This window comes from Nocardia sp. NBC_00508, from assembly GCF_036346875.1.
Classification (GTDB): Bacteria; Actinomycetota; Actinomycetes; order Mycobacteriales; family Mycobacteriaceae; genus Nocardia.
In genome coordinates this window covers 7,306,420-7,332,747 of the sequence record NZ_CP107852.1, presented here as the reverse complement: position 1 = coordinate 7,332,747, position 26,328 = coordinate 7,306,420, and the positions used below count along the sequence as shown (strand labels likewise).

Sequence of the window (26,328 nt, the reverse complement as noted above, 5' to 3'; positions counted from 1 at the left end):
CCGAGATCGGCTGCGGGACAGCGAATACGGCGGCATCGCCGCATCACGGCACAGCGACTGCTTCGGTCAGCCTCTTTCGCGCCATCGGCGAGGACAGTTGATCAGAAAAGAGTGTCGCGCACCCGCAGCGGCCGGTATCCGGAACCCCGTGATCACGCGGCAGGCGCGGCTTGGCCTGCGCGAGCGCGGGTCGGTGACGATCGCCAGCAGATCGTCGAGCAGGGCCGGTTGACAGCCACCGCAACCGCGAGATCCCCAGCGAGGCATCGGTCACCAGCAGCGCGTCCAGCTCCGCGCAGCGGGTCGGGGTGAACTCGTGGGCGAGGCGGTCGAAGGTCTCGCGCTGGGCCTGCTCGCGGGCGTGGGCGATGCGTTCGACCATGGTGACCGGGCCGAGCGGCGGCCGGTTCGGTCGAGGTCCTGTGGGCACGCGCCGCAACAGCCTCCGTAGCCGCCGCCCGACAGGTCAGCATCCCAACGACGCTCGGCACCGCCGCATCGGTCGGTGCCGAGCGCGCCCACCCGTGGGGAGAGGCGCACGCTCGACGCTCCACTTGCCACAGAGAAGTCAGATCGCTCGGTTGTGGCCAGTCACAGCAGTTCTGCATACTGCTGGCCAGTAATGAAAGCCGTCACATGCGGGGGCGGTCGCAGAAGTTAGCTGGTTCTCCGGGTCGGTGCACAGCCTCGGCGTGGACCTGAAGAGACTGTGACCTGACTTCCCATTGGTGCCGGAGTGCGGTACCAATGAATTCAAGAAGTAAATACCTGTTGGTCGGTATTAATTTCCACTTGTACCCCCGGTGAATGGGGTGTGAACAGCAGCGCTTCCAGAAATGGACACTTTATTGTGTCGCGCGGTAACAGTTGTTTCCTTTTTGCCCTGCGCATCGCCTTTGTCAAATCGTCTGAGACAGGGCAGGTCCGGCTGGGGTTTTCAGGCCTTGCCGATTTGTTTCGGAAACCAAACCGAAGGAAATTAGCTCAAAAGTTGCAATGGAATGAAACCCATGGTGCATCACGGGTTTTCACATTGCAGCCCGCATTGTGCGGGTGTACAGATGTGAGAACGCGTTGCGGTGCGTCGGCACCCTTGCGCGGTATGTGCGGGACCGCGGGATACGGCAGTCCCGTTCGCGGAAATCGGAGGGCATGTGATCGCAGACTCCGCGGGTGTCGAATCCTGCGCTGAACTGTGGAGATACGGTTCGTCGCAGTCGGAGGGGCGTCCAGTGGCACATATGTACCCCCGGTCGGGAAAAGCCTGCTGCGCGGCGGAAGGAGGCGCTCGATGAATGTATCCGATGCCATTGACGAACGGGTGCGCGCGTTGTTCTCGCGCGGTCTGCACGTGGCAGAAATAGATGTGGACACCCCATTGCTGGATTATGGCTTGGACTCGGTGCGGTCGGTGGAGTTGGTGATCGAGCTGGAGCGGGAGTTCGGCATCACGATCTCTGACGAGGAGGCCGCGACGCTACATACCACACGGGAAGTGATCGCTTGTGTGTCGGCAAAGGCGACACACAAGCGGCGCGCAGGGGCCGGAGCGCGAGCGTGACCGTGCATTCCAGGCTGCCGGAACAAGCGTCGCCCGCCGCATCCGGTCCCTTTACCGACTTCGCCGAGTACAACCGGCCTGGCTTGGCCCAGTTGCTGCGCGCCTGTCACCTGGACGTGGTGTACACCGCCGCGGAAGGCGACCATCTCGTCCGAGCCGACGGCACCCGGGTCCTGGATCTGGTCGGCGGGTTCGGCGCCGCGCTGTTCGGGCACAACCATCCAGCGCTGGTACGAGCGGCAACGGCGATGCTGAATCAGCAGGTGCCCTTCGTGGCGCAGGGCAGCGTCCGGCCGGGCGCCGCGAGGCTGGCGCGGCGGCTGTCGGAGTCGGTCGGCGCGAGCACCGGCCGGGAATACGTCGTCACCTTCGGCTCCACCGGGGCCGATGCGGTCGAAGCGGCGATCAGGCATGCCACGGTCGCCCATGCGCGAGCCCTGTCCGCATTGGACGCCGAGATACGGCGCACGCTGCGTCGGCTGCGCCGCGACGGCCTGCACGACGTCCGCCCGTCCGCGCCTGTCGACGACGCCGAGCCGCGGACGGCCGCAGCGGTGCTCACCGAGACGCTGGATCACATCGCGCGGTTACGTGAACGCGGGCCGGTGTTCGTCTCGCTGGCGGGCGCGTTCCACGGCAAGAGCGTCGGGGCCTTCGCGCTCACCGAACAGGCCGACACCCCACCCGACCTGGTAGTGCCCGGCCCGGAGCGGCGCAGGCTCGACACCTGGACGCCGGACGAGGTCGTCAGCGCGTTCGCGGATGAGCTGTGCACGATAGGCGTCATCGGCTTCGACGCCGCGGGAGCCCCCGTTCGCACCTGGCGGCGACTGTCGCCCGTCGCGGCGGTGTTCGCCGAGCCCGTGCAGGGAGAAGGCGGCGTGCGTGAGGTCCCCGCAGACACCCTGCGGGCACTGCGCGAACTCGCCGACCGGCACACGGCGGCACTGGTCTTCGACGAGATCCAGTGCGGCATGGGACGCACCGGAACGTTCTTGGCGTCGGCGCCGTCGGGAGTGCGCGCGGACTATTACCTGATGTCGAAATCGCTCGGCGGGGGACTGGTCAAGATCGCCGCGCTGCTGGTGGACCGGCGGCACTCCGTCGCCGACTTCGGGCGCTACCACACCTCCACCTTCGCCGACGACGAGCTGTCCGCGACGGTCGCGGACGCGGCACTGGACCTGTTGCGCGACAACCAGATCCGGATCAGCGACGCGGGGGCGCGGCTACGGTCGCGACTGGACGCGGTGGCGGGCCGCTGGCCGAAGGAGATCGTGGCCGTGCGCGGGCGCGGTCTCCTCCAAGGAGTGCAGTTGCGGGTGCCGGAGCCGGAATCGGCGCTGCTGCGCGAGATCTGCGCACCCGACCTCTTCGGCTACGTGGTGGCCGGATACCTGTTGCACCGGCACGCGATCCGGATGCTGCCGACGCTGTCGGCGCCGACTACGCTGCGCGTTCAGCCCTCGGCCTTCGTCACCGACAGCGACCTCGCCCGGCTGGCCGCAGCGCTGGACGACGTCGCCGCGCTGCTGCACCGCGGCCAGTACGCCCGGCTGCTGGCGCACTTGGCCACGCCGGTCAGCACCGAAATCTCGGCGCTGGACCGCGCTCCGCTCCCGCGGCGCGACGACACCCCACCGGCGCGGGACAGACACGAACGGATCAGGGTGGCATTCCTGGCAAACCTGCCGGAGACCACGGATCTGCGGCGGCTCGCCCCCGAGTTGGCGGAATGGACCGATGCGGAGTTCGCCGCGCTGTTCGAACGTCTGCGCGCGGTGGCCGACCCCTTCGAACTCACCAGGCAGACGGTCACTTCGCCGACCGGCGCCGAGGTGGAGATGTTGCTGATCGCGGTTCCGCTCACGGCCGAGCAGATCGTCGCGCACCAGCGCGCCGGCGAGCGCACCTACGTGCGCGATCTGGTGTGGCTCGCGGTCGAACAGGCGGTAGCGGCCGGTGCCAGGGTGATCGGTCTGGGCGGCTACACGTCGATCGTCACCGACGCCGCGCGCGAGGTGACGGAGGACGCCGTTACCGTCACTTCCGGCAACTCACTCACGGCGGCCTGCGCCCATGCGGTGCTGCGCGCCGAACTGGCCGCACTCCCGCCGGGGCAGCGGCGGGTCGGCGTGCTCGGGGCACTCGGCAACATCGGCGCCGTCATGGCCGAACTCGTCGCGCCGCTGGCTGATTCGCTGGTACTGGTGGGCAGGGCGGGCGCCGGAACGCGGCTGCGCCGGGTGGCCGCCGGGCTGCCGGGCGAGGTCGTCGTGAGCGAGGATCTCGCCGCGCTGCGCGATTGCCGGGTCGTGGTGACCGCCACCAACTCGGCCGCGCCGCTGGTTACGGCCGAGCATCTCGCCACCGATTACCCAGTGCTGATCTGCGATCTGGCCGTGCCGGGCGATGTGGACCCGGCGGTAGCCGAGCATCCGCACCTCACCTTGGTCGACGGCGGCCGCATGGCGCTGCCGCTCGGCCAGACGCCTGCTCTTCCCGAAACCGGGTTGCCCGCCGGAATCGTGTACGCGTGCATGGCCGAGACGCTGCTGCTCGGTTTCGAACCGCGCACCGCGAGCCCGTCCTACGGCGCGCTCACCGCGGCGGGCGTACGCGACGCGCGTGAACTCGCCGCCCGGCACGACATTCGCCCGGTTCTGCTGCCGACAGGAGCCACCACTGTGATCACCCCCGCCACCGCGCCCGGTCCTACGCCGATGTTCCTCGGCGCGGCCGACTTCACCCCGTCTCGGGCGGGCGGCAAAGCTGCCACCCTGCATGAGCTGCTTTCCGACGGATTCGCCGTCCCACCCGGCTTCGTCGTGCCCGCCGACCTGGACCTGGACGCCGTGTGCGACGACGAACTGACCGGCTGGGTGCGGGCGATCGGCGGCTTCCCGGTGGCGGCGCGCTCCAGCGGTGTGCTCGAGGACCTCGATGACGCCAGTTTCGCCGGGCAGTACGAGTCCTACCTCGACATCACCGACGCGGCCGCGCTCCGGACGCAGATCGAGAAGTGCCGCGCGTCGGTGCGTAACGAGCGGGTGCGGGCCTATCTGTCCCGGCACGGTCTGGCCGAGGCGAACGCGACGGTCGCCGTCCTGGTGCAGCGCATGGTCGAAGCCCGTTGCGCCGGTGTGGGTTTCAGTATCGACGTGCTATCCGGCGTCGAGGAGCACGCGGTGGTGGAGACCTGCCACGGCGTCGGCGAGCGCTTGGTCTCCGGACAGGTCGACCCGACTCGCTACACCCTGCGGCTGTCCGACGGGGGTGTGGTGGCGCGCGACGCGGGGGCGGAGGACGTCCACCTGGACGCCGCCGACACCGCGGCGCTGGCTGCGCTGCTGCTCACCGTGCAGGCGCGCCGGCATCGGCCACAGGACATCGAATGGGCGATCGACGGCGACGGCGCGCTGTGGCTGTTGCAGTCACGGGCGGTCACCGCGATCAGCTGGCGCACCGACATCGACCAGTTCTCCGATGCGGACCTGCGCGACGGCGGCGTCTCTGCACGGGTGTGCACGCCGATGATGTTCTCGTTGTACGACAACGCCTTCCAGTACTCGATGCAGCGGTTCTTCGAAGGGCTCGGGTTGGCCGAGCCGGGGGAGGAGCCGGACTGGATGGCCATGTACTACGGCCGTGCCTACTGGAACGTCAGCGCGGTGAAGAAGTGCTTCCAGCGCATTCCCGGCTTCGACGAGCAGCATTTCGACGACGACCTGGGCGTCCTCAACGAATACGGCCCGCAGGGGCCGATTCGTACCCCGAACACGCCGTTGACGATTGCCCGCGCACTGCCCGTCGCGTTGGCCGTGCAGCGCAGCTACCGTGCACAGCTCGACGCCGTCGACGCGTTCGCCGCGAGCTGGCCCGCCAAGCACGAAGCCTGGCGCGAACGAGTGCGCGCGCTGCCGCACACCGACGAGGCGACCTTCGCCGCCGACCTGGCCGATTGCCTGCTCACCGTGCATGCGGCCACCGAGCGCACCTATTTCACCACCATCTACCACAACTCCAGCGTGCAGACCGATTTCAAACAGCTGCTGGACAAAGTGGACGCCGCTACCGGCGCGACCACCTCGGCGATCGCCCTCATGGGCGGTCTCGCCGAGATCAGCCACATGGCGCTGCAGCGCGGCATCGTCGAATTGCACCGCGTGGCCGCCGAATCCGGTCTGGACGGCCCGGCCTGGGACGAGGCGCTCGCGGCTTTCCTGGACGAACAAGGTTTCCACGCCGACGCCGAACTCGACCTGACCTGCGCGCGCTGGTCGGAGGAACCGCAGCGAGTGCGTTCGATGATCGCGGTGATGCTCGACAACGGCACCGTGCCCGCCGATCCCGCGAGCACCCTGGTGGAGCAACGCAATCGGTATGAGACCGAATTGGCGGCGGTGCGCGCCCGGGTCCGTGCCCGGCCGACCACTCGGGTGCGGTACGCCAGGGCGCTGGACAAGCAGATCGAGCGGATGCGGCGCTATCTCGTCGCCCGCGAGCGGATGCGCGAATTCTCCTCGCAGTGCTACGCCGTGGTCCGCGCCTACGTGGTGGAAGCCGGTACCCGGCTGGCCACCGCAGGCGTGCTGGAACACGCCCATGACGCGTTCCAGCTGACGATCCACGAGCTCACCGATCTCGTCGCGGGGCGAGTGGCCGCCGCCGACCTCGCGCCGGTGATCGCCTACCGCCGCGCGATGTACACGGGCTATCGCGATCTGACGCCACCGCACGAACTCGGCGGCGGGGTGACCGTCGCGGCGGTGCGCGCGGTGGGCGATGGCGACCTGTCCGGCCTCGGGTGCAGTCCGGGCGTGGCCGAGGGCACCGCCCGGGTGATCACCTCGCTCGCCCACATCGACCAGCTGCGCGAAGGCGACATCCTCGTCACGCGGTTCACCGATCCGGGCTGGACACCCGCGCTGGGCTTGGTGGCGGGTGTGGTCACCGAGGTGGGCGGCATGCTGTCGCACGCGGCCGTGATCGGACGCGAGTACGGCATTCCGGCCGTGCTGAACGTGGCGGGAGCGACCACGGCGGTGCGGTCGGGTCAGCGCATCCGGGTCGACGGCGGTGCGGGTCTGGTGCAGGTCCTCGACTCTGGCGGCACGGCGGACGAACCCGTGCTGATCGAGTCGGCCTCCGACGCACCGCGACCGGACGCCGCCACGTGCGCCGTGCCGGACGCGGACCCGCCGCCGGTCCAGCCGATTCAGGAAATAGCAACGAGCACAACGGATCTTGTCATATCGCCGCGCACCGGTCGCGGCTCCGGAAAGGACACGACACTGACCGCACGCAAACGTCTCATCTGCCTCGCGGGTGGCGACGGTTCGGGCAAGACGACCCAGGTGGCCAGGATCGCCGCCGAGTTCGAGGCACAGGGGCACAGCGTCGCCGCGGTGACGATCTGGGACGCATTCCTCGATCCGAAGGTCTCCTCGAAGCTCCCCTGGCGCAATCCCGCCGAGATCTACGGCTACCTCCAGTTGCTCAGCCCGCTCAGTCGCGCGCACTTCCTGTTCCACGCCATGCAGCTGTCGCTCGACCTGGCCGCCGAACGCGGCGCGGACATCGTGCTCGCGAACGCCTATTGGTACAAGTACTACGCCACCGAAGTCGCGCACGGCGGAGATCCGGCCGTGCTGCGCAGCCTGGCGGCTGGATTCCCGGAACCCGACCGCACCTTCTATCTGGCCGTGCGTCCGCAGGAGGCGCTGGCCCGCAAGCGATTGCGCAGTGACTACGAGAGCGGCTACGGCGACGAGGAGTCGTTCCTGGCCTTCCAGCAGCGCAGTCACGAGGCGCTCGACGCGTTGTCGGAGGAGTACGGCTGGATCCGCCTCGACGGCGCCGCGGCGCCCGCCGAGGTCACCCGCGCCGTGCTCACCCAGTTGCGCGAGGACGACCGATGAGCGCCCCCCATACCCGCCGGGTGGCCCTGGTCGGCATCGACGGCGCGGGCAAGTCTTCGGTGCTGGCAGGGCTGCGCGCGCTGGCCGAGCCCGCGGGCGTCGGCACGTTCGCCTCGATGACCTGCCCCGACTTCCACGACACCGGGAACGTTCCGCTCGCCGATCTGTCCCGGCAGCTCCGGGCGTTCAGCGTCGGCTGCGACGAGATCGGTGACGTGGCGATGAAGGCCACCGCGATGTATCTGCAGATGACCCTGTTCGGCCCGGTGGAACAGCACTTTCTGCGCACCTGGTCACCGGATGTGCTGGTCTGCGAGCGGCATCCGTTGATCGAACTGCTGGTCTACGGCCCGCTGTACGTCGCGCTGGCGGGTACCGACGGACGCTGCCGCGAGCGGGAAGACGAGATCGCCGCGGTGCTGGAACGGCATCGGCCCGGGACCTTCGCCGACATCCTGGCTTGGCAGCACGCCCAGGCGGCGCGGCTGGGCAGTTCGCCGGACCCGTGGCTGCTGCTGTCGGAGATCGCGGAACTGGTGGGGCGCGACATCTCCGGCGCGGTGTCCGGCTTCGCCGAACGGTTCCGCACCACGCTGCCCGACGCGGTGCTGTGGCTTGACGCGCCGCCCGAGCAGGCCGCGGCCCGCTGTCTGCAGCGGTCTTCGCACGGGCCCGTCGAGGCTCATGAGACGGCGGAGCGGCTGGCCGCTCTGCGCACCGGCTATGAGCGGGTGCGCGAAACCCTCGCGACTGCTTTCCCCGAGGTGGGGTTCCACCGCATCGATACCGGCGACGGCGTCGACCTCGAGGAATCGGTGCGCGCCTGTGTGACGGAAGGGAAGTTGCTGGGATGAGCACGCGCGGAGACATCGGCGCGGCCGATCTGGAGGCGCGGGTACGCGCGATCGTCGGGGAAGTGCTGTGGGTGGCTGCCGCCGACTTGGACCCGGCGGCGCCGTTGATCGACTACGGACTCGACTCGCCGACCGCCATCGAACTGACCATTCAGCTGGAACAGGCCTTCGCCGTGACCATTCCGGAGGACGTCGCCGTCCGGCTGACCACGGTCGCCACGATCGTGCGATACGTCGAGGACCAGGCATGACCACACTATCCGAGGCACTACGCCCCGCACACGCGAGCATCGTGCACGCGCTGCTCGCGAGCGGTGAGCGTGGCGCGGCGTCCACGATCATCATGGCCGAGCGTGCCGCGGCGCACGGCGACGACGAGATCCGCTGGCGGCACGACGATCTCGTTGGCGTGGCGCGCCGGGCGGCGGCCGGTCTGGCCGACGCCGGGGTGCGCCAGGGCGACCGGGTGCTGCTGTGCCTGCCCACGTCGGCGGAGTTCGTCACGGCGTTCTTCGGCGCACTGCTGCTCGGCGCGGTGCCCACCGCGATCGCCACCCCGGGCGGGTTCGGCGCAGCGGAGATCTTCCAGGACCGCTTCACCCGGCTGCTGGGCTATCTGGAACCGGCGGCCGTGGTGGCGACCGGATCGGTGCTGTCCGGTCTGCCCCTGCCCGCGCCGGTGGCGGCGATCGACGCCTCGGCACTGCACGCGCTGGCCGGCGCGCCGGACGCGCCGGCGCTGGAGCCCCGCCTGCCCGCGCCGGACGATCTCGCGTTCATCCAGGCCACCTCCGGCTCTACCGGCGCGCCGAAGGGAGTCCAGGTCACGCACGCGAATCTGGCCGCCAATTGCGAGCAGATCGCGCGCGCCGCGGCGATGGGCCCCGGCGACACCTGGGTGAGCTGGCTGCCGCTACACCACGACATGGGCCTGATCGGCGGGTTCCTGACGCCGCTGTTCCGCGGCGCCGAGGCGGTGCTGATCCCACCGAGCCGTTTCCTGCGCCACCCGGGCGACTGGCTGCGCGCGGTCCACCGCCATCGCGGAACCATCACCGCCGCACCGAACTTCGCCTACGGCTATGCCGCGGCGCGGATCGCCGACAGCGAACTCGACGGAGTGGACTTGTCCGAGTGGCGGTTTCTGTTCTGCGGCGCTGAACCGATCCACCCGGCGACGGTACGACGGTTCGTCGACCGGTTCGGTGCCTGGGGACTTCCGGCCGACGCGCTCGTGCCTTGTTACGGGTTGGCCGAGGCCTCGCTCGCGGTGACGGTGTCCCGGCCGCGGGCGCCGATAGCGTACGACTCGGTCTCGCGCCGGGCACTCGCCGAAGACGGTGTGGTCGTGGACGTTCCGACTGGGGACGGCGACGCGCTCGAGATCGTCGACTGCGGTGCGCCCGTGGCAGGCACGGAGGTCCGCATCGTGGACGAGGACGATGCGCCGCGCGGCCCTGATCTGGTAGGTCGTGTGCAGTTCCGCGGACCGTCCACCACACCCGGCTACTTCCGGTTGCCCCAGGCCGGCGCCGCGACGCGCGTGGACGGCTGGTGGGACACCGGCGATATGGGCTATCTGCGGGACGGACGACTGCGGATCACCGGGCGGCGCAAGGATCTGATCATCATCCGGGGGGCGAACTATCTGCCCACCGACTTCGAGATCGCCGCCGAGCAGGTGCCGGGCGTGCGGCCCGGCGGCGTGGTGGCGGTGGGACGAACCGACGCCGAAGGCATGTCGGAGGAGCTGTATCTGATCATCGAATCAGCCCTGGAGCCAGTGGATTACGACGCGCTGGCCCGGGCCGTTCGCGCCGCGGTGAGCAAACGCACCGGCGTGCTGGCCGCGGGCGTCCGAATTGTCGCTCCGCGCAGCATTCCCAAAACCACCAGCGGCAAGGTGCAACGCGCCGCGGCGCGGCGCCTGCTCGAGGACGATCCGGAAGCACTGGTCGGCGCCGGGCACGGGGGAGATGTGACGCGATGACCCTGGTGACCCGAAACGGCGATCGCGTTCTCGACGGTCCGGTACAACGGCATCCGCTCGGTGCCTACCCCGATTATCGGGCCGACCCGCTCACCCTGTTCTACGAGTCCGCGCTCGCCTACGGCAGCGTGCGGCTGCGGCTGGCGCACCAGCACATGCACCTGCTGGTCGAGCCGGAACACATCGAACAGGTGCTGGTCACCCATGCGGCACGATACGAGAAGGGAATCAGCTACCGGAGCCTGAATCATCTGCTCGGCCCCGGCCTGCTGACCAGCGGCGGCGAACTGTGGAAACGACAGCGCGCCTTGATCAAACCGGCCTTCGCGCGCCGCCACGTGGAGACCGAGATCCCGCTCATGGTCGAGTGCGGACAACGGATGGCTACCCGCCTGGACGCACGCGCCACGGAGGGCGCGGCGTTCGACCTGGTGCCCGAGGTGATGGGATTCGCCGCCGACGTGGTGTGCCGCGCGGTGCTCGGCGCGGACATCGACGGCGTGCTCCCGCAGATCGAAGACGATGTGCGCGACGGGGTTTCCTGGGTGATGCGGCACATGGCCGCGCCGATCCAAGTCCCGCCCGAGGTGCCGACGCCGGCCAATCGGCGGCTGCACGGCGTGCGGCGGCGTTTGCACCATGTGGTGGACGAGGTGATCCGGCGTCATCGGCACAGCGACTCCGATGCCCACTCGCTGCTGGCTCGATTGCTCGCCGCGCGCGACGACGCCGGGCACGCGATGGACGACGCGCAACTGCGGCATGAGGTGCTGACCTTCCTGCTGGCGGGGCACGAGACCACCGGAGGAGCGCTGGCCTGGACGGTCTACGAGCTGTGCCGCAACCCGGCGGCGCTGAACCGGGTACGCGCCGAGATCGACGCGCTACCGAACGGTCTGGACGATCCGGACGCCGTGCGCGCCGCGCTGCCCGGATTGGAGCACACCGGCCGCGCCATCGACGAGGCAATGCGCCTGCACCCGCCGGCGTGGGCGTTCAGCCGCACGGCGCTCGAGCCGGACCGCTTCGACCGGTTCGATCTGGCTCCCGGCGCGATCGTGGTGATCAGTCCCTTCGTCAATCATCGGCTGCCCCGGTTCTGGGACTCGCCGCTGACTTTCGACCCCGACCGGTTCACGAAAGAGCGGAACCGGGCGCGCCCGCCGTTCCGGTACTTCCCCTTCGGCTGGGGCGCGCATCTCTGCGTAGGTCAGCAGATGGCGCTGATCGAGATCCGCGTGGGTCTCGCGATGCTGCTGTCCCGCTACGACATCGAACTGGTGAACGGGATGCGGGTGCGCGAGCGCCCCGAGATCTCGAACACCCCAGACCCGGTCCTGGTCCGCCTGACCCGGCGCGAGCGCGCCGCCACGGCGACACGGACAAGAGAGGAGGCCGCGCGATGACCAGTACCACCACCGGCGCGATACTGCGCGCCGAAACCCTCGCGAAAGACCCGGCGGCCGAGGCGCACGGGGGCGCCAAGGCAGCCAATCTCGCGAGGCTCCACGCCGCCGGACATCGGGTACCGCCGTTCGCGGCGCTGAGCACCGACGCGTGCGCGCGGGTACTCGCCCCGGCGGCGGACGCCGTCGCCGAGCTGCTGGCCGGGCTCGACCCGGACGACCCGACCGCGCTGCGGACCGTGTCGACCCGGATCCGCGCGCTCGTCGAGGGGCTGCCCCTGCCCGGGGACGTCGCGGCCGAACTGGACGCCATGATCGCCGAACTGTCCACGGCCGCGTCGTCCACGGCGCGGGACGTCCGCTTCGCGGTGCGCTCCTCGGTGCGCGGCGAGGATTCGGCCACCGACTCCTTCGCCGGACAGCTCGATACGGTGCTCAACGTCTCCGCAACGGACCTGCCGGTCGCGATCGGCACTGTCCTCGCCTCCGCCTGGTCGGAACGTGCGCTGTTCTACCGGGCGCGCCGTGGTCTCGACAGCGCGCCGATCGCCTGCGCCGTCGTGGTACAGGTGCTGCTGGACAGCGCCGTGTCCGGGGTGGTGTTCAGCTGCAATCCGCAGACCGGCGATCCGTCCGAAGCGGTCGTCGCGGCGGCACTCGGGCTCGGCGAGGGTGTGGTGGCGGGAACGGTGGACTGCGACACCTACTTCGTCGATCGCGGCACCCGCGTCATCACTTCGCGCGTCGTCGTCGACAAGCACAGTCGCGTGACACCGTCGCGTGGCGGTGCGGGCACCACCGTCGAAGATCTCGGCACCCCGGTGACCGCTGCCAGTTTGTCCGACCCGCAGATCCTCGAACTGGCCGACACAGCAGGCGAACTCGCCGACCGCTTCGGCACACCGCAGGACATCGAATTCGCCTACACGCCCGACGGGCGGCTGCACTTGTTGCAGGCCAGGCCGGTCACCGTGACCGGTGCGCGGGAGACCGTCTTCGACAACGTCAACGTCGCCGAATCGTATCCGGGATTGTCGAGCCCGCTCACCTTCTCCATCCTTCGAGCGGCCTACGAGCAGGTCTTCCGCGCGTGCCACCGGGATTTCGGCGCCACCGCGCGGATCGTGGAGCGCAACGCCGCAGACCTGTACCCCTATCTGGTCGGGACCGCGCGCGGCCGCATCTACTACAACATCAGCAACTGGTACCGGCTCTTCCTCGAGATCCCCGGCATGGACTTCGCCATCGAAGGATGGGAGGCCGCGCTCAACATCGAGAACCGGTACCGTCGGCCGGACGCGCCTGCCCGTGGCATCGCCCAGGTGCGCGCGATCGCCTCGCGGCTACGGGTCGTCGCGATCATCCTGCGCGGCTGGCTGCGACTGCCGCGGCGGCTGCGTGCGTTCTTCACCGAACTGGCGGCGGCCACCGCCGACCTCGAACGGCGCCTGAACGCGGAAACGCCGGAGCGCGAACGCGATGCAGAGGCGTTGCTGGCCTGGACCGAACGCTTCTTCGCCGAGCTCGTGCCCGCGTATTCGGTGCAGATCTTCAACGACTTCCTCGCCCAGCAGATGTTCCATGTGGTCGGGCTGCAGCTGGGTCGGGCGGGCCTGGCCGAGGACGCGGCGCTCACCTTGCGCAACGAATTGTTCTGCGGTGAGGACGGTGTCGACAGCGTCGACCCGGTGCGGTCGGCGCTCGCACTCACTGCCCGGGTGCGCACCGATCCCGCGCTGCGCGCGCTGTTCGACGGTCCCGCCACCGCGCGTGAGGTGTGGGCGGCGTTGTCGGACGACAGGTTCGCCGACTTCCGCGCCGCCTGCCTGCGCCACATCGCGGAGTTCGGCGACCGCACCGTGGACGAACTCAAGTTGGAGACCGATCCGCTGGGCGAGCATCCCGAGCGTTTGGTGCCGATGCTGCGTAATTACCTGCGCGGCGGGCAGAACGCCGATGACATGGTCGCGCGGGAGCAGGCCATCCGCCGCGCGGCGGAGGGAACAGCGGCACGACTGTTCGCACGTAACCCCGTGCAGCGCATCGCCTTCCGACTTGCACTCCGGCTGGCGCGCGAACACGTGAAGCAGCGGGAGAACATGCGACTCGGTCGCAGCCGCTCCTTCGGTTTGGTGAAGCGGGTGTTCCGCGAGTACGGCAGACAACTGCATATGGCAGGTCTGCTGGACGATCCGCGTGATGTCTTCTGGCTCACCTACGAGGAGATCGCCGCCCTCACCCGCGGCACCGCTGTGGACACCGACGCTGCCCGCACCGTTGCCCTGCGCAAGGCCGACCACGATCGCTGGCGTACGCAACGACTGCCATCCCGCATCACCACCACCGGGATCGCGGCGGCAGGCATCGCCGATCCCGGCCTGGAGGAACCCGGCGAAGGTGCCGTGGCCGGCGCCCGGGTGCTGCACGGAATCGGTTGTGCCCCAGGACGTGTCGAAGCGCCCGCGCTGGTGTTGCGCACCCCCGACCCGGACGTGGCGATCGACGGGCAAGTGCTGGTGGCCTCGACCACTGACCCGGGGTGGGTGTTCCTCATGGTCGCGGCGGGCGGCCTGGTGAGCGAGCGGGGCAGTCTGCTCTCGCACACGGCCATCATCGGACGCGAACTCGGCATCCCCACGGTCGTCGGCGTCCCGGGGATCACCCATCTGGTCGGCAACGGCGACGTCCTGGTGCTGGACGGCCGGGCCGGAACCGTGACGCTCGGACAGGAGCAGCGATCATGACCGCGCCCGATCTCGCCCATGGCGAGAACTTCAGCCTCGAACACTATCTCGACCCCGCGGCGCATACGTTCGAACAGCGTTTCGCGGAGTTCCGGCCCTACGCGGAGCACGCCCGCGGCAGCGGGTTCGTGCTGCGCGAGGTGGCCGGTCCTTCCGGCGCGATCGTGCCGGTGCGCGATCCGGCGACCGGCGCGACCGACGAGCTGATCATGCTCGGGTCCAACAACTACCTCGGTCTGGGCAACGAACCGCGGATCGCCGAGGCCGCCATCGCGGCGATCCGGGAATACGGTGTCGGGCATGGCGGCCCGCCGCTGCTCAACGGCACCACCACCCTGCACCGGCAGCTCGAGGAACGGCTGGCCGAGCTGAAGGGCTCCGAGGCGGCCATGATCTTCTCCTCCGGCTACGCCGCCAACGTCGGCTGGGTGACCGGTCTGCTGCGCAAGGGCGACGTGCTGCTCTACGACGAGCAGAACCACGCGAGCCTCTACGACGGCATCCAGCTCGGCCGGGTGCGCTCGATGGCCTTCGCGCACAACGACCTGCGTCACCTGCGCCACCGGCTGATGCAGATCCGGTGGCGCAACCCGGGTGCGAACATCGTGGTGGCCGTCGAAGGCGTGTATTCGATGGACGGCGATATCGCCCCGCTGCCGGAGATCCGCGCGTTGTGCGACGCGTTCGGCGCATGGCTGGCGGTGGACGACGCCCATGGCACCGGAGTACTCGGCGCCCGCGGGCACGGCACCGCCGAGCACTTCGGGCTCGGACCGGGCGCTGTGGACCTGTCCATGGGCACCTTCTCGAAGGTCTTCGCCGGCACCGGCGGTTTCGTGACCGGCTCCCGGGACCTGGTGGACACGCTGCGCTTCTTCGCCCGCTCCTACATGTTCTCCGCCGCGCTGGCGCCGCCGGTCGTCGCGGCGGTGCTCGCCGGGATCGACTTCCTGGCCGAGCATCCGGAACGGGTGCGGCAACTGCACGACAACGTGGCGTACTTCGTGCGCGGGTTGCGCTCCATGGGTTTCGTAGTGGATCCGCAGACCGCGATCATCCCGATCCTCGTGCCGCATCGCAGCGCCGTCGCGGACGTGGTCACCGCACTGCACCGGGAGGGGGTGTTCGTCAATGGCGTCGAATTCCCGGCGGTGCCCCGCGACCAGCAGCGCCTGCGAATCAGCATGATGGCCACCCTCAGCAGGGACCACCTCGACCGCGCGCTGAACCGGATCGACGCCGTCGCCCGCCGTTTCGGCTTCCATCCCGAACAAGAAGGGATCGCCTGATATGACCGACACCATGATCGCCGCAGGCGGGACGGACATCGAACGTCTGCTGGTGCACGCCGCGCTGGCCGCGCCCAGCGAATCAGAACGCGCCGAGCTGGTCGAGCTGGCCCACCGGGTCACGGAGTGGGCGGGGTTCTTCGAGCTGGCGCAGCTCAACGCGACCGCGCCGCTGGTGCGGCGCTCGCTGCTCGCCGCCGGGGTGTATTCGCTCGTCCCCCCGCTGGTGCGGGTACGGTTCGACGCCGTCGCGGAGCGGATCGGGGCCGCGAACGACCGCAGGCTGGCCGGTGCTGTCCAGCTGTTGCGCCGGTTCGACGAACGCGGTGTGCGCTGCGTGGTGCTCAAGGGCATGCTCTTCGCGACCGAGATCTACCACGACCCGCGCTACAAGCGGATGAACGATCTGGACATCCTGGTGGAACCGGAGCAGGTCGACGTCGTCATCGAGATCTATCGCGAGCTGGGGCTGTTCGCGACCTCCGAGCTGCTGGGCAAAGCGCCCAAGGTGCGAACCGAGCGCTCGCACCACCTGCCCTCGTTCGTCTCCCGCGACGGCGCGCTCGTGGTGGGCACACACTGGGGGCTGATCACGCCGCTCGCGCCGTACACGGTCGACTACGTCGCGATCTGGAAACGTGTGCGGCGCATCGACTTCCACGGTGTCCCCGCGTGGGCGATGGCGCACGAGGACAACTTGCACCATCTGGGTATCCACCTGCCCTACTACAAGACCGGCGTCCGCGAACTCGCGGACGTGTGGAACCTGGCCCGGTATGCGGGCGCTGATCTCGACTACGACCTGCTCGCCGCCGAGATCGCGGCAGCGGGCAGCGAAAGGCTGATGTACCACGCCCTTTCGCTCGCCCACCAGCTGGTGCCGAACTCCCGGTTCGCCGTGCTGCTGGACCGGATCGCGCCGCGCGTGGACCGGTTCACCCGCGGCGACACCGCGCGCAAGATCGCCGACGTGCACGCACTGCTCCGCAGCCGTTCCACGCACACCTCCCGAATCGAGAAGGCCTACACCGAGTTCAACATGACCGCCGACGCGCGGGAGAAGCTGGACGGGTTCGGCCGGCTGTGGTCCGGGCTGCTGCTGGTCCCGGGCGCGGAGGCGAACCGGATGAGCTCCCTTCGCGACCCCGGCGCGCTGTCCGCCCTCGGCGCCCGAGTTGTCGCGCCGTACCGCCTGACCCGCGTATTCCAGCGCGACCTCGGCCGATGGCTGTTCCCCGCCGCGCTCGCCAAGACGGTCTACGACTTGGGCGCGGCATATGCGGGGGAGCTGCGGTCGCGCACCGGAGTCGGCGGTGCGCGCCCCACGCCCCCCGGCATCGACGAATACGCGGCGCGGCTCGGGCTGACCAAGGCGGACCTGCAAGCGGTACTGGATAGCCAGGAATGAGCGCGAGACGCACCGTACTGTGGGACCTGGACGGCACCCTGATCGGGCTGCGGCAGCGCACGTTCGCGACGTTGATGCCCGCTGGGGCGGCCTGGGTGTTCCGCGATCTGATGCCGCCGCACCGTTTCCTGCCGATGTTGCGTCACACACTGCGGGACGTGCGCGCCAATGACACCGACCACACCAATACGGAGCTGATGCTGCGACTGCTCGCGGAACGCGTCGGCACCGGGCGCGACGTGGCCGCGGCCCGCCTTGCCCGGCTGTCGGAGGTCGAATTCGTCCGGCTGCGAGCGTGTTTCCCGCCGCTCTCGGAAGCAGTGACGGCGGTGAACCGGTTGGCGTCGGCGGGCGCGCGCCAGGTGGTCGCGACCAATCCGCTGTGGCCGCGAAGCACCGTCGAGACCAGGATCCGCTGGGGCGGACACGACCTCGCGTCGTTCGCCTTCGTCACCAGTGGCGAGACCATGCGCCGGGCAAAGCCGCGGCTCGACTTCTACCGCGAACTGCTCGACCGTCTGGGTGTGACGGCGGGGGAGTGCGTGATGGTCGGCAACGACCCACACCAAGACGGACCCGCGACGCAACTGGGAATTCCGGTGTTCCTCGTCGGCGCGCGGTTCGCGGACATACCACCAGCGGTGGCCCGGACCGGATTGGTCACCACGGGAGACCACCGCGCGCTTCGCCGGTGGCTCGGCATCGAGGAGAATTCGTGCTCGTCGTCCTGAACCCCCGCTCGAACGCGGGAACCGCGCTGCGTCGCTGGCAGCCGTTGGAATCCCTACTGAGCGAACGATATACGGACATGTCCGTCGAACTGCCCACGGGCGCGGAGCACGCCATCGAGGTGGTGCGCGCGGCCGTCGACCGGCCGGACCCACCATCTGTGCTCGTCGCTGCCGGGGGCGACGGCATGGTCAACCTGGTGTTGAACGCGCTGATGGACCCCGCCACCGACCGCCCGCGCGCTGCCGAGTCGGCGCTCGGCGCGGTGGGACTGGGCAGTTCCAACGACTTCCACAAGCCGGTGCCCCCGAGCGCACGCGTAGGCGGCATTCCGGTGCGGCTCGACGCGGCGCGTGCCGATCTCGTCGACGTGGGCAAGGCCAGCGTGCTGCTGTCCGATGGCACGCACGCGGTCCGTTATTTCCTGCTCAATGCCAGCATGGGACTCGTTGCCGCGGGCAATCATTCGTTCAACCACGCCACCGGCGTGGTCGGCTGGCTCAAGTCGCGCAGCGTCGAAGCCGCCATCCTCGCCACGGCGCTCACCACCATCGCCACGCACCGTCCGCTTCCGGTCGCGGTGCGCGGTGGCGACTGGATCCATACCGCGCCGATCACGAACATCGGCGTGCTGAAAAGCGTGCACTTCGCGGGCGGGATGCACTACGACACCGCGGTCACTCGCAGCGACGGCCAGTTCGATGTGAACATCTGGTCTGCGGCGGGCAGGCTGCGCACGCTCGGACTGATCGCCGGGCTGTACGCGGGGCGGTTCCGGCGCTCCCGGCTGGCGGCGTGCTACCGGGACGCGGCGGTGGAGCTGCGGCCGGACCGTCCGGTGCCGCTGGAACTGGATGGCGAGATCACGATGGTGGAATCGGCGCGGCTGGAAGTGCTGCCCCGGGTGCTGAAGGTGTGCGCCGCATGACCATCGTGCTCATTACCGGAGCCGCGAACGGCATGGGCGCGGCCACCAGCGAACATCTTGCGGCGCTGGGCTACACGGTCGAAGGATGCGACCGAGTGGCAGCCCCCGGCGTCGCCGAGGTGGACGTGCGCGACGCCGAGGCGCTGGGCCGCTGGGTGAAGGACGCGCACACCAGGCACGGCCGGATCGACGCGGTCGTCACCTTCGCGGCCTACGGCGTGGTCGGGTCGGTCGAGGAGACCACGCCCGAGGAGGCCGCGGCGCTGTTCGACACCAACGTTCTCGGCACCCAGCGGGTGCTGCGAGCCGTTCTGCCGCGGCTACGCGACCAAGGCACGGGCCGAGTGATCGTGGTGAGTTCGGGCGCGGGCGCCATCGCCGAACCTTACGGCGGTTGGTATTCGGCCACGAAGGCGGCAGTCGAACGGATCGGCGAGGCCGCTCGGATGGAGGCGGCCCATTTCGGCGTGCACGTGTCGGTCCTCATCCCGGGGTGGACCGTCACCCCCATCATCGACACGGCGGAGCACGTGTCTGCCCCGATCGCCGCATACGACCGTGACCGCGCGGCCGTGCTGGAACTGGTACGCGGCTATCTGGCCGCCGGACAGCCCGCCGCGGCGGTCGCCGAGAAGGTCGCGGCGATCCTCGCCGCCGACCGGCCACGGCAGTCCTATCTGTGCGGCCGAGACGTCCGGTTGTCCTTCTGGACCCGCAGGCTGGTCCCGGCCTTCGCCTACGAGCGATTGGTGCGGCGATACTACGGATTCCATCGCCCCTTCGGCCGATGACCCGAGGCTCCGCGCAAGCGCGGCAACGACCTTGCGCTCGCCACACGCAGCGATCCGGATATCGGCACGCCTCGGCAGCGCCGAGCAGGGCGAGCGAGAACTGGTGCTGGGCAACATCTCCGCCGATGGCGAATGGCAGCGTCTCGGAGACGAACCGACCGACCCGATCGCCGACGCGGAACTCCTCGCCCTGAATATCCGGCTCACGATCGGGAAATGCACGGCATTCCGCGAACCGACATGGTTCGCGGAATGCCGCCCGAGGCGTGGATGTCCGACCCGGGGGCCGGACATCGCACCGGGATCAGGCCAGTTCGAACCGGTCGAGGTTCATCACCTTGTCCCACGCGGCGATGAAGTCCTGGACGAACTTCTGCTTCGAGTCGTCCTCCGCGTAGACCTCGGCGAGGGCGCGCAACTGCGAATTCGATCCGAAGACCAGGTCGACGCGGCTGCCGGTCCACCTGACCGCACCGGTGGCGCGATCCTTGCCGGCGTAGGTCCCGTCGTCGGCCGGCGACGGCTCCCACTTCGTGCCCATGTCCAGCAGGTTCACGAAGAAGTCGTTGGTCAAGGACTCGGGAGTCGAGGTGAACACGCCGAGGGGCGACTGCTGGTAGTTCGCGCCGAGCACGCGCAGACCACCGACGAGGGCGGTCATCTCGGGAGCGCTGAGGGTCAGCAGGTTCGCCTTGTCGATCAGCAGGTACTCCGCCGAGAGACGGTTGCCCTTCCCGAGGTAGTTGCGGAAGCCGTCGGCATTCGGCTCGAGTGCGGCGAAGGATTCCACGTCGGTCTGCTCCTGCGTGGTGTCCGCGCGTCCCGGCGTGAACGGCACCTCGACGTCGAATCCGGCGTTCTTGGCGGCCTGTTCGACTGCTGCGCATCCGCCCAGCACGACGAGATCGGCGAACGACACCCTGGTATTCCCGGTCTGGGCGGCGTTGAAGGCCTCCTGGATCTCTTCCAGGGTGCGCACCACCTTCGCCAGTTCGTCGGGGTTGTTGACCTCCCATCCGGTCTGCGGCTGGAGGCGAATACGTCCACCGTTGGCGCCGCCGCGCTTGTCGCTGCCGCGGAACGACGATGCTGCTGCCCACGCGGTCGAAACGAGCTGTGCGACAGTCAGACCCGCCCCCAGGATCCGGCCCTTCAGGGTGGCGATGTCGACCGAGCCGATGAGGTCGTGCGTCACCGCGGGGATGGGGTCCTGCCACAGCAGCGGCTCCTCGGGGACGAGCGGCCCGAGGTAACGGACGATGGGCCCCATGTCGCGGTGGGTCAGCTTGTACCACGCCTTGGCGAACTCGTCCGCGAGTTCGTCGGGGTGGTCGAGCCAGCGACGGGTGATCTGCTCATAGACGGGGTCGAACCGCAGCGAGAGGTCCGTCGTCAGCATCACCGGGGTGTGGGTCTTCGACGGCTCGTGGGCGTCGGGCACTGTGCCCGCACCCGCGCCGTCCTTGGGAATCCACTGCCACGCACCAGCAGGGCTCTTGGTTTTCTCCCACTCGTGGCCGTACAGGGTTTCGAGGAAGCTGTTGTCCCACTTGGTCGGCGTGGGCGTCCAGGCCCCTTCGAGGCCGCTGGTGATCGCGTCCTTGCCCACGCCGGTGCCGAAGGAGCTCTTCCAGCCGAGCCCCTGCTCCTCCAGCGGGGCCGCCTCGGGCTCGGGGCCGACGAGGTCGGCCGGTCCGGCGCCGTGCGTCTTGCCGAAGGTGTGGCCGCCGACGATGAGCGCCGCCGTCTCGACGTCGTTCATGGCCATGCGGTGGAATGTTTCCCGAATGTCGATGGCCGCGGCGAGCGGGTCCGGGTTGCCGTTGGGGCCCTCCGGGTTCACATAGATCAGCCCCATCTGGACCGCGGCCAGTGGGCGCTCAAGGTTCCGCTCACCGGTGTACCGCTCGTCGCCGAGCCACGTCTGCTCGGGACCCCAGTAGACATCCTCCTCCGGCTCCCACTGGTCGATCCGGCCGCCGCCGAAGCCGAATGTCTCGAAGCCCATCGACTCCAGCGCGACATTGCCTGCGTAGACGATCAGGTCGGCCCAGGAGAGTTTCTTGCCGTACTTCTTCTTGACCGGCCACAGCAGGCGGCGAGCCTTGTCGAGGCTCGCGTTGTCGGGCCAGCTGTTGAGCGGCGCGAATCGCTGCATGCCGGCCCCGGCGCCGCCGCGGCCGTCGTTGATGCGGTAGGTGCCCGCGGCATGCCAGGCCATCCGGATGAAGAACGGCCCGTAGTGGCCGTAGTCGGCGGGCCACCACTCCTGTGAGGTCGTCATGACCTCCTCGATGTCCTGCTTCACCGCGGTCAGATCGAGGGTCTCGAATTCCGCGGCGTAGTCGAAACCCTCGCCCATGGGATTCGCGACAGCGGGGTTCTTCTGGAGGATCTTCAGATTCAGCTGGTTCGGCCACCAGTCACGGTTGCCTCCGCCCTCGGTCGGGTACTTCAGGCGACCGGACGCGACGGGGCACCCGGTTACTCCGGGTTCCGTTTGGGCCTCTGCAATGGGCGGATGTTCCTGAGGCACGGGCATGTCCTTTCGGTAATGGGGTGAATCGGCTGTGATCATGGGTGTGCTCGGGACGCTTCCGATGTCGCGCAGTCGGGGCAAAGCCCCCAGTAGATGACTTCGGCCTCCTCGAGGACGAAACCGTTGTGGTCCGACGCGGTCAGACAGGGCGTCTCGCCGACGGCACAGTCGACGTCGGCGATGACGCCGCACGACCGGCACACGACGTGGTGGTGGTTGTCCCCGACCCGCGTCTCGTAGCGCGCTACAGAGCCCATCGGCTGGATGCGCCGGACCAGTCCCGCGGCGGTCAGTGCTCGCAGCACGTCGTACACGGCCTGGTGGGACACCGCACCGAGGGTCTCGCGCACGCGAGCGAGGATCGAGTCCGTATCGGAGTGGGGATGGTCGTGCACCGTGGTCAGAACCGCCAACCGCGGTGCCGTCACTCGCAGGGCCGCCCCGCGCAACATGCGCTCGAAGTCCGAATTCTTGGGCACAATCGAAGTGTGCCGGTTTTTCTGGAATCAATCAAGTATCTGGGCTGTGCAATTTTGAGCGCAGCTCCGACCGGCCCGAACTCACTCGGAGCGCAGCAGCAGCCATCCGAGCCGCATGCGCCGGGATGTTGACATCACATGCTGTTGACAACGTATGATGTCAGAACCTCGCTCAGCCCGATCAACTCGATGCAGAAGACGCCGCGAGAGCTGTGGGCAGGCAGGCGCTTGAACCGATTCAGCAACGACCGTGGCAAGGGAGCAGGGGTGAGGGCGAAACCACCCGCGCTGGGATACCTCCGCAAGGATGTGTCAGGTGTGTCCCAGGCTTGGGACGAGGCGCAGCTGCGGAGCTTGGCGAAACGGCTGGGCTACGAACTGTCCAAAACCGTCACCTTCGGCGCAGGAACCGATGAGCCGGTGGACCGCTTGATCGACGCCGTCCGAGCCGGCGCGGTCGATGCGGTCATCTCACCGGGCCTGCATCACTTCGATGGGGCGGTACCCGAGGAATTGGTGGAGGTGTGCGACCTGATCACCGTGACACCACAGCAGACCTTCTCGCGAACGGTACTACCGCAACTCTGGGCGTAGGCCTGACGACTGGGCAGCACGCCAGGTCTGGTAGGCCCACGCCGGTACCCGAGGGTGTGCTCTTTGTCGACGGTGTCGACATCGGCGCCCCGGGAAATGCGCGACCCGCCCGGCGCCGCAGCAGCGCCGGGCGGGTCACTTCCCCGTTACCGAGCGGACGCCGCCACGTCCACCGGGCATAGCCATGGTACGCAATTGCGAAGCCATATAGGTGAAGCCACGCAAGATTCCGGAGAATGCGACGGTGACCGATCAGGAGTGAGCACGTCATGGGCGGGTGCACGAATTAGCTGTCGAACTCGTCGTGATTCGTTTCCGGCGTGCGGTTGTGCCGGTTGTCCGGTTCGACGAGTTGTGGGCGTGTCACTGCGGCTGGCAGTGGTTGCCGGTGGTCATTGCCTCGTTCGCGTTGTGGATGATGGTGTCGAGCTCGTCTCGGGTATGCACCAGGTCGGTGATCTGCCGATCGATCCGATCGCGTTCGGCCACAAGTCGATCCACCAGTGCCGGAGCAGATTCACCGGTGGGACAGGTGGCGGCGTGGCACGTGGTGACCGATGCCGTACCCGCCAATGGGGCGAAATCGCCGACGAGGTAGCGGTTTACGCAGCGACTGCCCGGCCCGTCGTCGAGGCTGGGATTCGACGGCATCGAACTACACGACGCCAACCCGGCTATCTCGACTACCCGAGTCATCAGTACTGACATAGCGAGGCCCCAAGGACGTCCAATAGAGCGATCGAGATTCCGAACGGACTGGGCGCCAAATGCTACACGTCGAGACCAGTTCGTTGCTGTCGGCTATCAGCGGGTGAGGTTCGGGATCATGCCGTTATAGCCCGGCTCCCGGCTGTTCAGGCCACGGTCAACCGTCCGGAGTTGGATCATGGTACGGGTAGCTGGAAGGCGGTTGCCGGAGGGGTGATTGGGGCCCGACGATGGACAAGCACATTCAGGTGGGCGATCGGGGGAGCGATCCGGACGATCACAAGTACCGGATGCGGATCAGCCGGTTGGCGATCGACAAGCTCGGAATAAAGCTCTATGACCGGGTTTCGGCCGTGCTCGCCGAATTGATCGCGAACTCCTACGATGCCGATGCCACGCTGGTGGAGGTATCGCTGCCGTGGGGTGTGACATTGGCGGGCACGGTCCGCTCCGCGGAGGAACCGCAATACGAGATCGTGGTCACCGACAACGGCCACGGCATGACCGCGGCGGAGGTGAATGAGCACTATCTCATGGTCGGTTCCGACCGCAGGATGCGGATGGGCTCGGATCTGTCCCGGGAGCAGAAGCGTCCGGTAATGGGCCGCAAGGGTATCGGGAAACTCGCGGCCTTCGGTATCTGCCGCACGATCGAGGTGATTACCGCGGGCGGCAGCATGGCGGATCGGACATCGCAGGGTTGGCCGGTGTCGCATATCGTGATGGACCTGCACGACATGCTGTCCGACACCGAACGCGACTACTACCCGATGGTCGGTGGACGCGACGGTACTTTCGCTGCACGCCGCGGCACCACGGTGATCCTGCGGGACTTCTTCCGCAAGCGGGTGAATTCCGGTCCGGAACTGAACCGGCAGTTGGCCGCGAGGTTCGGGATCGAGCGTCCGGACTGGCGGGTCGAGGTGCACAACAGCGCCGTCGCGGGTTCGGAGGAGAGTTTCATCCTCAGCGATCTTCCGATCGACGTGATGGAGGAAACCCGGATCGACGTGCGGCACCGGCCGGTCCGTGCGGGGCACCAGTTCCTTCCGGTCTCGGGCTGGGTGGCGTACTCCAAGCAGCCGTACCGGGACGAGTCCATGGCGGGTGTCCGCATCTACGCGCGCGGCAAGATCGTGGCGCAGACCAGGGATTTCGGCATCGCGGCCGGGTTCACCGGTGAATTCAAACTCCGCTCGTACCTGGTCGGCGCCATCCACGTCGACTGGCTCGACGACGAAGACGATCTGGTCCGGTCCGACCGCCAGGACATCATGTGGAGTTCGCCGCGCGGTGAGGCGCTGGCCGCGTGGGGACGTGATCTGATCAAGGAGATCGGCCGGATGGGGGAGCGGTCGATTCGGCGGCGGGTATGGGAGGAGTTCGTGGAGCGGTCGCGCGTGCACGAGACCTTGGAAGCGATCGCGCCGGGCGACAAGTTGTTTCGCGATTCGGTGATCGACGCCGCACGAATCCTGGTCGCGCACAAGGATCGGGCCGCACTGGAAGACGCGGCCCATGTCGAGAGCATTGTCCGGCTGGCGCTGTCGCTGGGACCGCAGCGCAGCCTGCTGGAGACGCTGAAGGAGATCGCGGAAGACGGGGACACTCAACTGGATGTGGTCGTCGCGCTGTTCGAACGCGCACGGGTCGCCGAAATCTATTCGCTGGGTCAGATCGCCAGCGAACGAGTGGCCGTGGTGGATCGCCTCCGCAGCCTCATCGACGACCATCGGTCACTGGAGCGGCCGTTCCAGGAGTTGATCGAAAGCGCGCCATGGCTGCTGGCGCCGGAGTGGACACCGCTGGGCATGAACGAGTCCCTCAAACGGGTGCGGGCGAGCTTCGAACGGTGGTATGCGCAGCAGTTCGGTGTCACGCTGGTGACGACCGCGATCGGCAGCGAGAAACGCGAACCGGATTTCGTGTTGCTGCACGATTCCGGTGAGCTGTGGATCGTCGAGATCAAGCGCATGGACTATCACCTCACCGACGAGGAGTACAACCGGGCGATCAACTACCTCTACGCCCTGGACGCCTTCCTCAACGAGAATCCACGCATCGGCACGCAGTTTCCCCGTCGCAGGCTGACCTTCATCGTCGACCACACCGACAAACTGCGTCCGGCCTCATTGTCGTCTCTGGACAGCGACGCCCGCGTCGATCGGCGCACATGGCGGGAACTGCTGGACGCGACATTACGTGCGCACCGCGACTTCCTCGAGCACGTCTACACGATGCGCGGCGAGGAAGACGAGACCCAACCGGGCGGAGCCCGAGCGGGGTGAGAACCGTACGCCCGCCCACCACCACGAACCGTCTATTCGACGCTTCCGTCAGGGTCAGCCCGCGCTGCCGCTCCCGGCTTGAAATACGGACGTCAAGAG

The 26,328-nt window shown here is 68.4% G+C and carries 17 protein-coding genes and 1 pseudogene; 14 read left to right on the top strand and 4 right to left on the bottom strand.

The features are described 5' to 3' along the window. Positions 1-205: 205 nt before the first annotated feature. Positions 206-394, bottom strand: a pseudogene (locus tag OHA40_RS34855) (hypothetical protein); the annotation flags it as partial. An 897-nt stretch (positions 395-1,291) separates the two neighbouring features. On the opposite strand from OHA40_RS34855, the gene OHA40_RS33025 reads away from it, so the two are divergent. The 12 genes from OHA40_RS33025 to OHA40_RS32970 are packed head-to-tail and all read left to right on the top strand — an operon-like array spanning position 1,292 to position 19,621. Next, complete coding sequence (locus OHA40_RS33025) at positions 1,292-1,561, top strand: acyl carrier protein (protein WP_330230711.1); 270 nt, start codon at positions 1,292-1,294, stop codon at positions 1,559-1,561. Next, the gene (locus OHA40_RS33020) at positions 1,558-7,482 is read left to right on the top strand and encodes an aminotransferase class III-fold pyridoxal phosphate-dependent enzyme (protein WP_330230710.1); all 5,925 of its coding nucleotides are present in this window, start codon (positions 1,558-1,560) and stop codon (positions 7,480-7,482) included. Before OHA40_RS33025 ends, OHA40_RS33020 begins: the two co-directional genes overlap by 4 nt. After that, entirely contained in the window at positions 7,479-8,336 is an 858-nt protein-coding gene (locus OHA40_RS33015) for a hypothetical protein (RefSeq protein WP_330230709.1), read from the top strand. The genes OHA40_RS33020 and OHA40_RS33015 overlap by 4 nt, the downstream gene beginning before the upstream one ends. After that, positions 8,333-8,587: an acyl carrier protein gene (locus OHA40_RS33010; protein ID WP_330230708.1), complete on the top strand. Its 255-nt coding sequence runs from the start codon at positions 8,333-8,335 to the stop codon at positions 8,585-8,587. The genes OHA40_RS33015 and OHA40_RS33010 overlap by 4 nt, the downstream gene beginning before the upstream one ends. Continuing rightward, positions 8,584-10,326: a fatty acyl-AMP ligase gene (locus tag OHA40_RS33005; protein ID WP_330230707.1), complete on the top strand. Its 1,743-nt coding sequence runs from the start codon at positions 8,584-8,586 to the stop codon at positions 10,324-10,326. The genes OHA40_RS33010 and OHA40_RS33005 overlap by 4 nt, the downstream gene beginning before the upstream one ends. Beyond that, positions 10,323-11,732 (top strand): cytochrome P450, encoded by a 1,410-nt coding sequence (locus tag OHA40_RS33000; RefSeq protein ID WP_330230706.1) that lies wholly within the window; start codon positions 10,323-10,325, stop codon positions 11,730-11,732. The genes OHA40_RS33005 and OHA40_RS33000 overlap by 4 nt, the downstream gene beginning before the upstream one ends. Continuing rightward, positions 11,729-14,476 carry a PEP/pyruvate-binding domain-containing protein gene (locus tag OHA40_RS32995; RefSeq protein ID WP_330230705.1) on the top strand — a complete coding sequence of 916 codons (2,748 nt, stop codon included), beginning with the start codon at positions 11,729-11,731 and terminating at the stop codon, positions 14,474-14,476. The genes OHA40_RS33000 and OHA40_RS32995 overlap by 4 nt, the downstream gene beginning before the upstream one ends. After that, positions 14,473-15,765: an aminotransferase class I/II-fold pyridoxal phosphate-dependent enzyme gene (locus OHA40_RS32990; protein ID WP_330230704.1), complete on the top strand. Its 1,293-nt coding sequence runs from the start codon at positions 14,473-14,475 to the stop codon at positions 15,763-15,765. Before OHA40_RS32995 ends, OHA40_RS32990 begins: the two co-directional genes overlap by 4 nt. Before the next feature lies 1 nt (position 15,766). Further along, positions 15,767-17,173, top strand: a complete 1,407-nt coding sequence (locus OHA40_RS32985; RefSeq protein WP_330230703.1) for a nucleotidyltransferase domain-containing protein — start codon at positions 15,767-15,769, stop codon at positions 17,171-17,173. Then, positions 17,170-17,904, top strand: coding sequence for an HAD family hydrolase (locus OHA40_RS32980; RefSeq protein ID WP_330230702.1), 735 nt, complete (start codon positions 17,170-17,172; stop codon positions 17,902-17,904). Before OHA40_RS32985 ends, OHA40_RS32980 begins: the two co-directional genes overlap by 4 nt. Continuing rightward, positions 17,889-18,830, top strand: coding sequence for a diacylglycerol/lipid kinase family protein (locus OHA40_RS32975; RefSeq protein ID WP_330230701.1), 942 nt, complete (start codon positions 17,889-17,891; stop codon positions 18,828-18,830). Before OHA40_RS32980 ends, OHA40_RS32975 begins: the two co-directional genes overlap by 16 nt. Continuing rightward, entirely contained in the window at positions 18,827-19,621 is a 795-nt protein-coding gene (locus OHA40_RS32970) for an SDR family NAD(P)-dependent oxidoreductase (RefSeq protein WP_330230700.1), read from the top strand. Before OHA40_RS32975 ends, OHA40_RS32970 begins: the two co-directional genes overlap by 4 nt. A 304-nt stretch (positions 19,622-19,925) precedes the next feature. Here OHA40_RS32970 and katG read toward each other — a convergent pair whose 3' ends face one another. Both katG and OHA40_RS32960 read right to left on the bottom strand, forming a co-directional pair. Further along, positions 19,926-22,157, bottom strand: a complete 2,232-nt coding sequence (gene katG / locus OHA40_RS32965; RefSeq protein ID WP_330234467.1) for a catalase/peroxidase HPI — start codon at positions 22,155-22,157, stop codon at positions 19,926-19,928. Between the two features lie 38 nt (positions 22,158-22,195). Continuing rightward, positions 22,196-22,612: a Fur family transcriptional regulator gene (locus tag OHA40_RS32960; RefSeq protein WP_330234466.1), complete on the bottom strand. Its 417-nt coding sequence runs from the start codon at positions 22,610-22,612 to the stop codon at positions 22,196-22,198. A gap of 294 nt (positions 22,613-22,906) precedes the next feature. Here OHA40_RS32960 and OHA40_RS32955 point away from each other — a divergent pair, with 294 nt between their 5' ends. Then, positions 22,907-23,233: a hypothetical protein gene (locus tag OHA40_RS32955; RefSeq protein WP_330230699.1), complete on the top strand. Its 327-nt coding sequence runs from the start codon at positions 22,907-22,909 to the stop codon at positions 23,231-23,233. A 363-nt stretch (positions 23,234-23,596) separates the two neighbouring features. On the opposite strand, the gene OHA40_RS32950 is transcribed toward OHA40_RS32955, so the two are convergent. Further along, positions 23,597-23,929: a hypothetical protein gene (locus OHA40_RS32950; RefSeq protein WP_330230698.1), complete on the bottom strand. Its 333-nt coding sequence runs from the start codon at positions 23,927-23,929 to the stop codon at positions 23,597-23,599. 242 nt (positions 23,930-24,171) lie between these two features. Here OHA40_RS32950 and OHA40_RS32945 point away from each other — a divergent pair, with 242 nt between their 5' ends. Then, complete coding sequence (locus tag OHA40_RS32945; RefSeq protein ID WP_330230697.1) at positions 24,172-26,229, top strand: ATP-binding protein; 2,058 nt, start codon at positions 24,172-24,174, stop codon at positions 26,227-26,229. Positions 26,230-26,328: the final 99 nt, after the last annotated feature.